We start from the raw sequence: 13,604 nt of genomic DNA on the forward strand, positions 1-13,604 counted from the left end.
CATGACGGCGGTGGTCTCCATGAAACGGCTCGCAGGACGGGGTAATATAGGTCACGCGAAAATCGTGATCCCTGTGCCCCGGTTTGCCGCTGAGGAGACAAGCAACGTTATGGCGACGCACTTTGATCTGACCGATGTGCAGTTGATAGTGAACGTGGGCGATTCGTTGAGCTTGACGCGGGCGGCCGAGAAAACGCATCTCTCGGTGCCGGCGGCCAGCATGCGGATCAAGAACCTCGAAGACTATTTCCGCACCCGATTGCTGTACCGCACCAATCAGGGCGTGACGCTCACGCGATCCGGCGAAGAGTTGATGCGACACGCGCGCATCCTGATGGCGCAGGTTGAACAGTTGCATGGCGACATGCAGGAGTTCGCGCGGGGCGTCAAAGGGCGGCTGCGCGTGCTCGGCAATACCACGGCCATGATGGAGGTGATGCCGAACATCCTGAGCCGGTTTCTCGCCTCTCATCCCGACGTCGATCTCGAACTGCGCGAATGCGGCAGCCAGGCAATCGCGAAGGCGGTGTCCGAAGGTTCCGCCGACGTCGGCATCGTCGCGGGTTGTCCGCCTGCGGAAAACCTGCACTATCTGCCATGCCGTGACGACCGTCTCGTGCTGATCGTGCCGAGCGGGCATGTGCTTGATGGACGCGAGGCGGTCTCATTCGTCGAAACACTCGCTTTTGATTACGTTGGCCTGTCGGAATGGAGCGCGATTCACGGGTTTCTGTTGCGGGCGGCGAGTGCCGCCGGCCGCCAGTTTCGCTTTCGCGCCGAGATGGGCAATTTCGATGCGGTGTGCCGGATGATCGAGGCGACGGTCGGCATCGGCGTCATTCCGGAATCGGTCGCGCGCAGGCTCGTGCCGACGATGCGGATCACGGCGATTGCCTTGACCGATAGCTGGGCGTTGCGCCGGCTGCACGTGTGTGTCCGCGATCTCGAGGCGCTGCCGTTCTTCGCACGTGAACTGGTCGATATGTTCGCGGCTGAGGGGCGTGCCGGGGAGGCTGTCGAGGTGGAATCGCCGGCTGGGGTTTGAGTGCTGCTGAACACGACCGCTGTAGCTTGCGGAAGTGCGAAGTGGAGGAGGCTTATCCCCGCATGCGTTGCCAGATTCACTACGGAGTGAACCCGGTCTGGGCTGCCTCTTGCCACGTCACGACCGTGCTCTTTCCCCAGCGATTGCGATCAGCAGGTTTTCAGCTTGGATATGAGGCGGTTACCTGACCGACCGATAGGTTTCCCCACGTTCAACATGGGTCAGCACGACTTGCCAGAGTTGCCCTTGCCGCGACCGAAAAAAGCCCGCGCAGCAAAGGAGATAATATTTCCACATAAGGTAAAAGCGCTTGTTATAACGCGACTGGAGACGCGGCCACGCCTGGTCGAAGCGACTCCACCATGCCATCAGCGTACGGTCATAGTCCTGGCCAAAGTTATGCCAGTCTTCGATGATGAAACGGCCTTCAACCGCGTCGGAGATCTGCCTGGCAGAGGGGAGCTTCCCATTCGGGAAAATGTACTTATCGAGCCAGGGGTCCGTTCCCTGGCTGGTCTCGGCTAGTCCAATTGAGTGCAGGAGGAACAGACCTTCGGGGGCCAACAGGCGCTTGACGGTATCAAAGTAGGTCGTATAGTTCTTCGGCCCTACATGCTCGAACATGCCAACGGAGACGATCTTATCAAAGCGCCCTTGCAGATCGCGATAGTCCTGAAGGATCACGTTGACCGGCAATCCTTTACAGCGCTCCTGGGCCAACGCCAGTTGCTCTTTCGAGACCGTGACGCCAGTCACTTTCACGCCATATCGTTCAGCGGCGAACCTGGCGAGTCCGCCCCAGCCGCAGCCTATATCGAGCAGCGTTTCTCCAGCGCGGAGGTTCAGCTTGCGACAAATCATATCGAGTTTGTCAAACTGCGCCTGCTCCAGATCTTTCGCGGTTTCCCAGTAGCCACATGAATAGATCATGCGACTGTCCAGCATTGCCTCGAATACATCGTTTCCTGCGTCGTAGTGGCGCTCGCCTACCTGGAATGCGCGGTCTTTCGATTGCAGGTTAAAAAAGCGATGGCGGAGATGCTCGAAGACGAGTCGAATCTTCGAGATGCCGACCGCCGCCGAATCGATATCGGTCCGGAGCAGCTTCGTGAACAATTCGTCGAGTTGGTCGCAATCCCACTGACCATCCATGTACGACTCGCCGAGGCCAAGGGACCAACTCGAAAATACGCGCTTGTAGACTTCCCGATCGAGAACCTGAATGTCCCAACCACGGTCACCGTGAATTGCTACGTCTGCCTTCCCGAGAAGCGACGCCAGAATTTCAGGTGTGTGGCCGGTTGGGTCCGACATGTCGTATTCGGATTGGCGAAGGGACTGCTGTTCACGATTCATACCGGTTCCAGTTACGCGAGTGTTGTTTGCCGCTGGCTTATTGCGGTCGAGCTTTGGGGTAGCACTATGGCTGGAACCACCGAAGTTGTGAAATTTAATATCCGTATTGATCCGATAGGTTCAGGCCGCCTCGTGGATTGCGCCATTTGCGGCGTCGCCGACGCGGAACACCGCGACTGCGCCGTGAAGCGCGTGTGCCTGCTCCTTCAGCGTATATGCCGCTGCCGCGGCCTGCTCGACCAGCGTGGCGTTCTGAAGCGTTGTGTCGTCGATGTGCGCAATGGCGCGCCCGACCTGCTCGATGCCGTCGTTTTGCACATCGGAAGCCTCTGCGATCTCGCCCATGATCTGGTTGACCTGGCGTACTGCGCGCAGGATTTCGTCCATCGTCGCGCCGGCTTCCCGAACCTTCTCTGAGCCCTCATGGACGCGTCGCACTGAATTTTCGATCAGTTCCTTGATCTCCTTCGCCGCCGTGGCCGCGCGTTGGGCGAGGGAGCGCACTTCGGTCGCGACTACCGCGAAACCGCGTCCTTGCGTGCCGGCCCGCGCCGCCTCGACGGCCGCGTTGAGCGCGAGGATGTTGGTCTGGAACGCGATGCCTTCAATGACGGAGATGATGTCGCCGATCCGTGCCGAGGCGGCCGAGATGCCGTCCATCGTCTCGACGACGTCGGTCATGCTGTCGCTACCGCGCGCGGCGACGTTCTCGGCCGTCGTGGCGAGACCGCTTGCCTGCTTCGCGCTGGAGGTGTTCTGCCGCACGGTGTCCGTCAATTGCTGCATCGAGGCAGATGTCTCCTCGATCGACGCTGACTGCGATTCGGTGCGGGTCGACAGATCCGCGTTACCGTTGGAGATCTGCAGGCTCGCGCTGAGCACGCCATCGGCATGCGTGCGCACACCTTCGACGACTTCGCGCAGCGAGTTTCGCATGCGGTCCATCGCCGCGAGGATGCTGTCGGTGTCACCGGGTCGCACGTCCACCTCGTGGACAAGCGAGCCATCCCGGATCGCATCGGCAAGCCGGCGCACATCATTGGGTTCACCGCCGAGCGCCTTTGTGATGTAACGGGTGATGAGCCAGGCGATGACTGATCCGAGCGCTATCGCTGCAGCGGTGAGCGCAATCATCAGCAACTCGAAGGTGCGGCCGACGTTGCGTGCCGCTTGCGCCTGGATCTGATTCAGCTTCTCTTCGAGATCGATGAAGCGGTTGACGTCATTGAGCCAATCGACGAATGCCGGAGCAGCGGAATCGAGCACGACCTGCTGCGCGCCGGCCTGGTCGCCAGCCTCGCGCTTCGCCAGTACGTCGGCGATCAGCGGCGTCGTGCGTGCCTCGTCAACTTCGATTTTTGTGAGAATCGTGCGCTCTTCGTCGGATGCTTTGGTGCGATCAGACACCATCGCGGCGAGTGGCGCGGCGGCTTGTCTATAGTCCGATTCAAGTGCATGTATGCGATCTGCGACGCCGTCCACCTGGGCAGGCGGCACGAGTACCGCATCGCGCACCGCGATCGCCCGGTCGTGCACGCTGCCACGGAATGCAATGGCATAGGTTTCCTTGACACTGTTCACGTCGTTGATCGTCGCCAGGCTCGCGTTGATCATGTTGACACGTACGATGCCGACCAGGGTCAGCGCTACGAGCACGAGCAGCACGAGCGCAAAGCCGCTCGCGACACGGGTGCCGGTACGAAGGTTTTGCAGCATGGACATTCCCCGATTCCTTCCTGTCGTTTTGTTGGAGTCGATATTCGCATGCCATAGGTGCACTCGTGAAATGCTTATCGTTAATCGTTGCGATTGGCGGGGCTTATTGGTGAGAGATTACTTGCGGGGAGCAGTCCGTACAGACCCACCGGATGCTACTTATTCACTCCTGCTCGACTTTGAGAACCGAATGTTCGCGGCCCCGAGTGACGAATGCCAGGTCAGTAGTCGTATTTTTGTTCCTCTCGTATCGCCACAGACGGCGAATTCTAGCCCTTTCCCCGCACGGTCGTTCGGCCGCCATCGTGACGCAACGTGGTGGCGACAAGCGCCCGAAACCATCGATGCCCCGCGTCATTGTGATGACGCGCGTGCCAGAACTGCTGAACGGTCAGATCGGGTAAGTCGACTGGCAGTGGAAACACGTCGACATCCGCCAGGCGCGCAAAAAGGTCGGCGAGTTCATCGGGAACCGCCGCGATGAAATCGGATGTCGCGACGAGGCTCGGCACGGCCAGCAAATAGGGCACATCCAAGCCGACCTTCAGGCGCGCGCCACGCCGGCGCATTTCCTTCTCGAGCAACTGGTTGGTGAGGGCGAGGGTGCCGGCCACCACGTGCTGTTTCTCGATGAACTCCGCGAGCGTCATGCGGACCTTTTTGCGCGTCGGCCCCCCTCGTATGATGCCGACCAGCGAGCGGCGGAAAAGCGGCTGCTGATGCAGGTTATCGCCCATCTTGCCGAGATACCCGATGGCCAGATCGAGCGCGCCATCCTGCAGCGCGCTCGCCAATTCGAGCGAGGGCAACTGGATCGGCTTGAGCGACGCAAGCGGCGCGTGTTCACGCAACGCCGCCAGAAGCCGGGGCAACAACACGATCACCCCCATGTCGCTCAGACAGACGGAAAACGTCCGCGTGGTGGTGGCCGCGTCGAATGCCTTGGCGCTCCAAATCTCCTGCTGGACCACGCCCAGCACATGCGCAACGCCTTCGATCAGACGCTCGCCCACTGGGGTAGGTGCCATCACAGGGCCGGCCCGCACGAACAGATCGTCCTGAAACAGCGTGCGTAGTTTCCCTAGTGCATGACTCACGGCGGGTTGTGTCAGGCCCAGGCGGTCCGCCGCACGGGAGACGCTTCGCTCTTCGCCTAGCGCCTGAATGACGTACAGGAAGTTGAGGTCGGGTGACTTCATGTATGCACCAGATTCATTATGGGTATGAAAGTCATTGTATAGATTTATACCGCTCCAGCGATTAACTTTGCATCCACGGTTGATAAAAGAGAATCAGGAGACAGAAGTGGTGGATTGCGACGTCATCATCGTGGGCGGCGGCCCGGTTGGATTGTTTCTTGCGGCCGAACTCGGGCAGCGAGGCATCAGCACGGAAGTGTTCGATGCCAAAGCCGGCACAAGCAGGCATCCGGCGGCGAACGCCAACAGCGCACGCACGATGGAGCACTTTCGTCGCATCGGCATATCGGCGACGGTCCGCGCGTTGGGCCTGCCGCATGATTATTCGCCGGATATCGCGTACTTCACGTCGATCGCCGGTCATGAACTCGCACGCCTTCATCAACCGGCTTCCCGGGATGCGATCGAATGGGCGAAAGCGCATTCCTTCACCTGGGCCACGCCTGAGCCCCCACACCGCTGCTCGCAACTCTACGTTGAGCCGGTTCTGCTCGAAGCTGCGCGTAACAACGCCGCGTGCCGCGTGCATTTCGATGCGCGCGTGATCGAATTCTCGCAAGGCGACAATTCAGTGACGGCAAGCGTCGAACTGGCCGCGACACCCGAACGTGACGCCGCAACGCGCAAGATAACGGCGCGCTATCTGATCGGTTGCGATGGTCCGCGCAGCTTCGTGCGCAAATCGCTTGGCGTGCGTTACGAGGGCGTATCCGGCGAGAAGCGGGAGTTCATGGGTGGCCAGATGGACGCCGTGTATTTCTTTGCACCGGACATCTACAAGATCAGCCCGCATGCGCCCGCGTGGCAATACTGGACCTTTAGCGCGAGACAACGCGCGCTGATCATCGCGGTCGATGGCAAGGGGCACTTCATCATGAACGTGCAGATGCGCGAAGATGAATTGCCTGACGACGATAGCGTCCGGCGTCGTATCGCCGAAGCGATCGGCGCGGATATTCCGTTCGAGTTGAAAAGCTCATCAACGTGGACGGCCGGCTTTACGTTGGTCGCTGAGAAGTTTGCCGTGGGCCGTGTGTTTCTTGCCGGCGACGCCGCGCATCTCTTCACGCCGACGGGCGGCCTTGGCTACAACACCGGCATCGACGATGCCGCCAATCTCGCGTGGAAGCTCGAGGCAATGGTCAAGGGCTTCGCGGGCGCGGAACTCGCTGCGAGCTATGAAGCTGAGCGCCGGCCGGCAGCGTTGAGAAACACCGCATTCGCGCGCGGTTTCGCTGACAGCATCGGCCATCTGCAGGTGCCCGCAAGCGCATACGACGACGGCCCTCGCGGCGACGCCGCGCGCGAAGCTGTCGGCGACTATCTGAAGTTTCATGCCACCGCCGAATTCGTTATTCCGGGTGTGCATCTCGGCACGCGTTACGAAACGTCGCCGCTGATCGAAACCGAAGCCGGCGCGAGTTCGCCTGATACCGCCAACCTCTACGTACCGTGCGCGCGCGCCGGACATCGCGCACCGCATGCGTGGCTCGCCGACGGGCGTTCGTTATACGACCGGTTCGGCACCGGCTTCACCTTGTTGTGCACGGCACCGGCAGGCATAGACGCGACGCACCATGAAGCACTGCACCGCGCAGCGTCCACGCTACCGCAACTGGCGATCTTGCAGATCAGCGAAGCGGCGGTCGTGGAGCTCTACAAGGCCGATTTCGTTCTGATCCGGCCCGACCAGCACGTTGCCTGGCGCGGCAGCGCGCTTGGCAGCGAATTCGATGCGGCGGTACGGCGCGCCGTTGGACACGCGCTCGAGAAGGGCACCGCGGCCTGTTGCGCGATGGCCGTAGCGCCATGAGTTGAATGACACCGAGGTCTTGAACGGACCTCTCGAAAACCAAAACGGAAATAGTTTCGCCATGAAGCGAACCCATCCTTCGGAGACAGGAAATGCACGCGCAAGCAATCACGCCGAACAGCGTCATGGACGACAGGAAGACGTCGCCGCTACAGATTCTCACGCTAGTCCTCTGCTTTCTGGTCGTTGCCGCCGACGGCTTCGACGTTGCGTCTGTTGGCTACGTCGCGCCATTGCTCAAGCAAGCGTGGTCACTCAGCCCGGCGCAGCTCGGCCCGATATTCGGCGCCGGTCTGTTCGGTCTCACGGTCGGCAGCTTCCTGTTCGGGCCGCTCGCTGATCGCATCGGCCGCAAGCGCGTGATCGCGATTTCGCTCGTGTTGTTTGGGATCGGCAGCCTGGCGTGTGCGTATGCGTCTTCGCCGATGTGGCTCATCGTGCTGAGGTTCGCAACGGGTGCGGGGCTCGGCGGCGCGATGCCGAATGCGATCACGTTGTCGTCGGAGTTCAGCCCCGCGCGTAGCCGTGCCTTGATGGTCACGTTGATGTTCTGCGGCTTCACGCTCGGGCTGGCATTTGGCGGCGCGGTCGCCGCGCTGTTGATTCCAGCCTTCGGCTGGAAGGGCGTCTTTATCTTTGGCGGTCTGTTCCCGCTTTTGCTGACTCCGATCGTCTGGATGTTGATGCCGGAATCGTTGCGGTTCATGGCGGGCAAGCCGCGCTATCAGCGCGAGAGCCGTCGTGTGCTCGAGCGTCTGACCGGCGACGCGGACACGCCGATCGAACAGGTAATCCCCGAAGACGCGAAAGCCAGCGCGGTCCGCGAAACCGCAGTCGGTACGCTCTTCAGCCAGCGCTATCGGAGCGGCACGCTGCTGCTCTGGCTCGCGTTTTTCTGCACGCTGTGGGTGTACTACCAGGTCAGCAGCTGGCTGCCCACAGTGATCACCGGCGCCGGTATCGAACCGTCGCATGCTGCCCGCGTCGGCGCCATGTTGCCACTCGGCGGGACCATCGGATCGCTGATCAATGCACGCCTGATGGACCGGATGAATCCGTTCTTCGTGCTCGCAGGTTCTTACGCTGTTGCCGCGGTCTCCATTGCGCTGATCGGTCTGTCGATCAACGAACCCACGTGGGTGTACGTCACGGTCTTCATGGCAGGTCTTGGCCTGTCCGGCGCGCAGACCGGCGCGAACGTGCTCGTCGCGGGGTTCTATACGACGGCCGCGCGGGCTACTGGCGTGAGCTGGGCACTAGGGGTCGGCCGCATCGGTTCGATCATCGGCTCGATGACGGGCGGCGTACTGCTGGTGGCGTTTCACACCGTCGATGTCGCATTCGTCGCGTTTGCGGCGCCTGTCGTGATTGCAGGTATCGCGATGCTCGCCAACGGCTGGCTTTATCGCGGCCGCGACACATCACAGATTTGATTTCACTGCGGCGCGTGCGCCGCATTCATTCAGGAGAAGGACATGCGGTACGTGAGTTTTGAAAAAGACGGCAAGGCGTTTCTCGGCGTGCGTGAAAACGGCGCGATCCGGACGCTGGGCGAAGTCACGCTGGAAGAGCTGCTCGCTCAGGGCGCCGACCTGAAGAGGTGGGCGGCCACGCAGGAAGGCGGGCGGCTGGAAGCGGAAGACGGCCTGAAGTTTTTGCCGCCGCTGCGCCGGCCGACAAAGATTCTGTGCGTCGGCCTGAACTTCAAGGACCACTCGAAGGAAAGCAATTTCGAACAGCCGGACTACCCCACGATGTTTCTGCGGCTAAATACGAGCCTCGTCGCGCACAACGCACCGATCGTTCGGCCGCGTGTGTCGGACAGCCTCGACTATGAAGGCGAGATCGCCGTGGTGCTGGGTAAGGGCGGTCGCCATATTCGCAAGGAAGAGGCGCTCTCGCATGTCGCCGGCTATGCGTTGTTCAACGATGCCTCGGTGCGCGAGTACCAGTTCAAGACGCCGCAATGGACGATGGGCAAGAACTTCGACGGCACCGGCGCATTCGGTCCGGATTTCGTGACGGCTGACGAGTTGCCGCCCGGCGTAAAAGGCCTGCGTCTTGAGACGCGTTTGAACGGCGAGGTAGTGCAATCGGCGAGCACGGACGACATGGTGTTCGATGTCGAAACCTTGATCGTTCTGCTGAGCGAGGCAGTCACGCTGGAAGCGGGCGATGTGATCGTGTCCGGCACGCCGTCCGGCGTGGGCTGGGCGCGCAATCCAAAACTGCTGATGCGCCATGGCGACGTGTGCGAGGTATCGGTAGAGGGTATCGGCACGCTGCGCAACGAAATCGTCGACGAGGCCGCCTGATCCACCGTTCGCCGTTCGGGGAGACAACATGTCCGGCTTTCCTGATTCACCGCCTGCTGGCGTGCATTCGATCGATCACTTTGCGCTGAACGTACCGTCATTGCCCGAAGCGGAATACTTCTTCACGGCATTCGGTCTCGACGTCACACGCACAAGCGGCGCGCTTGATGTTCGCGCTGCAGACGGGCATCGTTGGGCCCGCATCCTTCCTGCCGACAGAAAGTCGCTTGCCTGGCTGAGTTTCAACTGCTTTGAAGGCGATCTGCCGAGGATTGCGCGGCAGGTGAGCGCGGCGGGCGCCACGATTATTTCGTCAAACGATGCGACCCGTTCCGAAGGGATCTGGTTCGGCGATCCGGACGGCAACCTGCTTCAGGTGCGAGTCGGTCCAAAGACCACGCCCGATGCCAAAGCGCCGCTCGTGCCGTTCAGCGTCGGCGCGGATCGTCGTGGGTCGCGTATGCGCTCCGAGGTGAAGACCGTGCACCCGCGACGCATGTCGCATGTGCTGCTCTTCACGCCGGATGTGTTGCGCGCAGTGGCGTTCTATGAGAACGCACTGGGGTTGCGACTGTCGGACCGATCCGGCGACATCATCGCGTTCACGCATGCGCCTTATGGCAGTGATCACCATCTCGTTGCATTTGCAAAAAGTTCGGCCAAAGGATGGCATCACGTGGCGTGGGACGTCGCGAGTATCGATGACGTCGGCAACGGTGCGACGCAAATGGCCGCGGCGGGCTTCAAGGCCGGATGGGGAACGGGGCGGCACGTGCTGGGTTCGAACTATTTCCACTACGTGCGCGATCCCTGGGGGTCGTTTTCCGAGTACTCCGCCGATATCGATTTCGTTTCCGCCGGCGCCGAGTGGCCGGCAGGCGATTTCGCTCCCGAAGACTCGCTCTATCAATGGGGGCCCGACCTACCCGACTACTTCATTCACAACACGGAAGCATGACGATGCGCCAGGTCATGTGAAGTGCGGTTAAGAAGAAATTAAAACTAGATAAGAGGTTTGGAGACATGAAATTAAAGACGATTGCAGCGGCTGCCGCGCTCGCATTGAGCGGTCCTGTGTTTGCACAGAGCAGCGTCACGCTCTACGGAATCCTCGACACCGGTATCGAACTCGTCACGCACGCGAATGCGGCCGGCGACAAGGTGATCCGCATGCCCGGTATTACCGGCTCGGCGCCGTCACGGTGGGGGATTCGCGGCAAGGAAGATCTTGGCGGCGGTCTTGCTGCGATCTTTACCCTGGAGGACGGGTTCAATATGCGCGCAGGCGATGTGAATCAGGGCGGTCGGCTCTTTGGAAGGCAGGCGTGGGTCGGGTTATCGAATTCATACGGCGCGTTGACCTTTGGCCGTCAATACACGATGTCGTTCTGGGCAATTAGCGATGCAGACGCGCTGGGTCCGGATATTTACGGGGGTGTCGGCTCCCTCGACGCCTACATCCCGAACTCGCGCAGCGACAATACGGTTGCCTACAAGGGCACTTTTGGTGGCCTCACGCTCGGTGCGACGTATTCGTTCGGCCGCGATTCGGCCGGCACCGGCAACTCGCCCGGCCAAGGCACGTGCGCGGGATCGATTCCGGGCAATTCACAGGCATGCCGGCAGTGGTCCGCGCTACTGCGCTATGACGCAAGCGCCTTTGGCGTAGCGGCTTCCTACGACGAACAGCGAGGCGGTCCCGGCGCTGCTGCGAATTTTTTCAACGGAGTGGCGCCGATCGCTTTGACGCAAAGCGGCGACAAGGACACCCGGATGCAACTCAACGGCTACTTCAAGGTAGGGCCATTCAAGTTCGGCGGCGGCTGGCTGGGACGCTTCGTCGACACGGAGGCAGCTGCGGTGCCCGACGTCCGAACGAACATCTACTACCTGACGGGTACTTACTTCGTGACTCCTTACATCATTGTCGATGGCGGTGTCTACCGTACCCTCGACAAGCAGCAGGACACGCGCGCGACACTCGCTGCACTCCGCGGCACGTACCTGTTGTCCAAACGGACGAGCGTCTATCTGCAAAGCGGTTACCTCTTTAACAGTGCCAAAGCGCGCTACACGCTGAGCCAAGGTGGACCTGGAACAACGCCGGCTGCGGGCATTGGGCAACTCGGTGTCATGGCCGGCATTAAACACACGTTCTGATCGAGGAGACGAGACTATGTATAAGTTGAAAGGACATATCGTTCACCGTGGCGTCGCACTATCGCTCACCGCGGTGATTCTGTCGGCGTGCAACGGTAACGGTGTGGCACCGGACCAATCCGCAACGCCGCTCGATAATCACGTGACGATCGCGTCAGGCAGTCTTGTGGGCAACCCTGCGGATGCATCGGGAATCGTCAGTTTCAAAGGCATTCCCTATGCTGCAGCCCCTGTGGGCAGCCTGCGGTGGAAGGAACCTCAGCCGGTCCAGAAATGGAGTGGCGCACGCGATGCCACGACTTTTGGCGCGAAGTGTTGGGCGGCCGCGGCGTTCGGCGGCCCTGTCAGCAGTGACGGCGTGGACGAAGACTGCCTGTTCCTGAACGTCTGGAGCGGCGCGAAAACACGTGGCGCTAAACAGCCTGTTATGGTGTGGCTTCACGGCGGCGGTTTTCAGTTCGGCACGGCTTCGGACAAATCGCTGGATGGGACGTCGCTCGCAAAAAAAGGCGTGGTGTTAGTCACCATCAACTATCGCCTGGGCGTGTTTGGGCATCTATCGAGGCCGGATCTTGATGCGGAGTCGAACGGTCACAAGTCGGGCATGTACGGCATTGAGGATCAGATCGCAGCGCTCAAATGGGTGAAGGACAATATTGCTTCGTTTGGCGGCGATCCCGCCAACGTGACTGTGTTCGGTGAGTCGGCCGGGTCTCATGCGATCGGCTTGCTGATGGCATCGCCTTTGGCGACCGGACTGTTCCAGAAAGCGATTGGCGAAAGCGGCGCGTTCTGGGAAAGTGAACATGGCGAAATGAAGCCGTATGCCGACGCGCAAGCGATGGGCACCGCGCTCGGCACCCAGATGAACGCGGCGACGCTGGATCAGCTGAGGGCTGTGCCGGCGCTACAACTCGAGACAGCAACCAACTGGACGTTCGCGACCGATCCGGGCTTGACCAACTTTTCACCGATCGTAGACGGCTACGTCCTGCCGGAGAATCCCTATGTCCGTTTTCTCAACGGTCGTCAGAATGATGTGCCGCTGCTGGCGGGATGGAATTCCGATGAAGGGCTGGCCTTCTTCAACCGCGCGCTCCCGCATTCGACGATTCAGGCCTATAACGACGCCGCAACGGCCGAATTCGGCGGGGCAAACCTGACGGCGTTCGATCAGGCGTATCCCGCTACGTCAGTGGATCAGGCGACACAATCGGCGCAGGCATTGATCGGCGACCAGGTAATCAAGTACCAGACATGGGGTTGGGTCACGCAGCAACAGAAGACGGGACACTCACCGGTATATGTCTATCACTTCGAACAGACATCGGCGTATAACCCGATCGCCACGCATTCCACGGAGGTGCCTTATGTGTTCGGCAATTTGCCTGCGAACGGTACGGTGACGGCAAGCGCGCAGGATCTGGCGGTGTCGGACACCATCCAGTCGTACTGGACGAACTTTGCACGTTCGGCCAACCCAAACGGGACGGGGTTGCCACAATGGCCGCAATACGCTGGCGCTGGCAGCCAGACCATGCGGATCGGCAACGTAATCCAGCCTGGACCGGAGGAGGGAACGGCGCGATTCCAGTTTCTGGATAAGTTTCGAGTGAATGGATTGATTTCAGTCAGTCAGCCGCCGCTATAAGCAACTGCATGGCCGGGTTTGGATTGGCGTCGCATATCCTTCGATCTGGAATGCAGTATCAGTCTGCGCGAGACCTGTCCCGCCGCACGGATTCCTGATAGCGGATCACCAGGCGCTCAACCTGACGCACGGTCAAGCCCAGACGTTCGGCCGCGCGACCAGGCTTGAGGCCCCTGTCGACAATGGCCTGGATGACCTTTAAACGGTCGAGTTCGCGCATGTTCAATGTCACCAGTGTGGCTGGACACATGGCCGACTCCGAAATCTCGCAACGGACCGACCAGCATGCCAGCGTTCAAAAACACGACATTTCTATCTAGCTAGAACACGACATTTACATAAAGCTGCT

General features: G+C 60.6%; 10 protein-coding genes and 1 pseudogene. 7 read left to right on the forward strand and 4 right to left on the reverse strand.

From position 1 onward, the window contains the following. Window positions 1-109 precede the first annotated feature (109 nt). Window positions 110-1,045: a LysR family transcriptional regulator gene (locus PQR53_RS26530; protein ID WP_408460667.1), complete on the forward strand. Its 936-nt coding sequence runs from the start codon at window positions 110-112 to the stop codon at window positions 1,043-1,045. A 180-nt stretch (window positions 1,046-1,225) separates the two neighbouring features. Here PQR53_RS26530 and cfa read toward each other — a convergent pair whose 3' ends face one another. The 3 genes from cfa to PQR53_RS26545 all read right to left on the reverse strand — a co-directional run bounded on the left by cfa (window position 1,226) and on the right by PQR53_RS26545 (window position 5,316). After that, window positions 1,226-2,401, reverse strand: a complete 1,176-nt coding sequence (gene cfa / locus PQR53_RS26535) for a cyclopropane fatty acyl phospholipid synthase (protein WP_408460669.1) — start codon at window positions 2,399-2,401, stop codon at window positions 1,226-1,228. Between the two features lie 120 nt (window positions 2,402-2,521). Beyond that, the gene (locus PQR53_RS26540; protein ID WP_408460672.1) at window positions 2,522-4,123 is read right to left on the reverse strand and encodes a methyl-accepting chemotaxis protein; all 1,602 of its coding nucleotides are present in this window, start codon (window positions 4,121-4,123) and stop codon (window positions 2,522-2,524) included. A 263-nt stretch (window positions 4,124-4,386) separates the two neighbouring features. Next, window positions 4,387-5,316 carry a LysR family transcriptional regulator gene (locus tag PQR53_RS26545; RefSeq protein WP_408460674.1) on the reverse strand — a complete coding sequence of 310 codons (930 nt, stop codon included), beginning with the start codon at window positions 5,314-5,316 and terminating at the stop codon, window positions 4,387-4,389. Between the two features lie 106 nt (window positions 5,317-5,422). Between PQR53_RS26545 and PQR53_RS26550 the strand changes: the two genes are divergently transcribed. The 6 genes from PQR53_RS26550 (at window position 5,423) to PQR53_RS26575 (ending at window position 13,255) form a co-directional block, all read left to right on the forward strand. Beyond that, on the forward strand, window positions 5,423-7,129 hold the full coding sequence (locus tag PQR53_RS26550) for an FAD-dependent monooxygenase (protein ID WP_408460676.1): 1,707 nt from the start codon (window positions 5,423-5,425) through the stop codon (window positions 7,127-7,129). A 92-nt stretch (window positions 7,130-7,221) separates the two neighbouring features. After that, window positions 7,222-8,562 carry an MFS transporter gene (locus PQR53_RS26555; RefSeq protein WP_408460678.1) on the forward strand — a complete coding sequence of 447 codons (1,341 nt, stop codon included), beginning with the start codon at window positions 7,222-7,224 and terminating at the stop codon, window positions 8,560-8,562. A gap of 42 nt (window positions 8,563-8,604) precedes the next feature. Further along, window positions 8,605-9,444: a fumarylacetoacetate hydrolase family protein gene (locus PQR53_RS26560; RefSeq protein WP_408460681.1), complete on the forward strand. Its 840-nt coding sequence runs from the start codon at window positions 8,605-8,607 to the stop codon at window positions 9,442-9,444. A gap of 28 nt (window positions 9,445-9,472) precedes the next feature. Continuing rightward, the gene (locus PQR53_RS26565; RefSeq protein WP_408460683.1) at window positions 9,473-10,402 is read left to right on the forward strand and encodes a VOC family protein; all 930 of its coding nucleotides are present in this window, start codon (window positions 9,473-9,475) and stop codon (window positions 10,400-10,402) included. Between the two features lie 65 nt (window positions 10,403-10,467). Beyond that, complete coding sequence (locus PQR53_RS26570) at window positions 10,468-11,604, forward strand: porin (protein WP_408460685.1); 1,137 nt, start codon at window positions 10,468-10,470, stop codon at window positions 11,602-11,604. A gap of 16 nt (window positions 11,605-11,620) precedes the next feature. Continuing rightward, a complete protein-coding gene (locus PQR53_RS26575) occupies window positions 11,621-13,255 on the forward strand; it encodes a carboxylesterase/lipase family protein (protein WP_408460687.1) in 1,635 nt (544 codons plus the stop codon). A 91-nt stretch (window positions 13,256-13,346) separates the two neighbouring features. Here the strand turns inward: PQR53_RS26575 and PQR53_RS26580 are convergent. Beyond that, window positions 13,347-13,505 (reverse strand): annotated as a pseudogene (locus PQR53_RS26580) (helix-turn-helix domain-containing protein); the annotation flags it as partial. Window positions 13,506-13,604 lie beyond the last annotated feature (99 nt).

The sequence above is a fragment of the Paraburkholderia fungorum genome, from assembly GCF_046027605.1.
GTDB classification, from domain to species: Bacteria; Pseudomonadota; Gammaproteobacteria; order Burkholderiales; family Burkholderiaceae; genus Paraburkholderia; species Paraburkholderia fungorum_F.

Coding starts and splice junctions, on each gene's coding strand:
- PQR53_RS26530 (WP_408460667.1), top strand. CDS start 110: ATGGCGACGCACTTTGATCTGACCGATGTGCAGTTGATAGTGAACGTG.
- cfa (WP_408460669.1), bottom strand. CDS start 2,401: ATGAATCGTGAACAGCAGTCCCTTCGCCAATCCGAATACGACATGTCG.
- PQR53_RS26540 (WP_408460672.1), bottom strand. CDS start 4,123: ATGTCCATGCTGCAAAACCTTCGTACCGGCACCCGTGTCGCGAGCGGC.
- PQR53_RS26545 (WP_408460674.1), bottom strand. CDS start 5,316: ATGAAGTCACCCGACCTCAACTTCCTGTACGTCATTCAGGCGCTAGGC.
- PQR53_RS26555 (WP_408460678.1), top strand. CDS start 7,222: ATGCACGCGCAAGCAATCACGCCGAACAGCGTCATGGACGACAGGAAG.
- PQR53_RS26560 (WP_408460681.1), top strand. CDS start 8,605: ATGCGGTACGTGAGTTTTGAAAAAGACGGCAAGGCGTTTCTCGGCGTG.
- PQR53_RS26565 (WP_408460683.1), top strand. CDS start 9,473: ATGTCCGGCTTTCCTGATTCACCGCCTGCTGGCGTGCATTCGATCGAT.
- PQR53_RS26570 (WP_408460685.1), top strand. CDS start 10,468: ATGAAATTAAAGACGATTGCAGCGGCTGCCGCGCTCGCATTGAGCGGT.
- PQR53_RS26575 (WP_408460687.1), top strand. CDS start 11,621: ATGTATAAGTTGAAAGGACATATCGTTCACCGTGGCGTCGCACTATCG.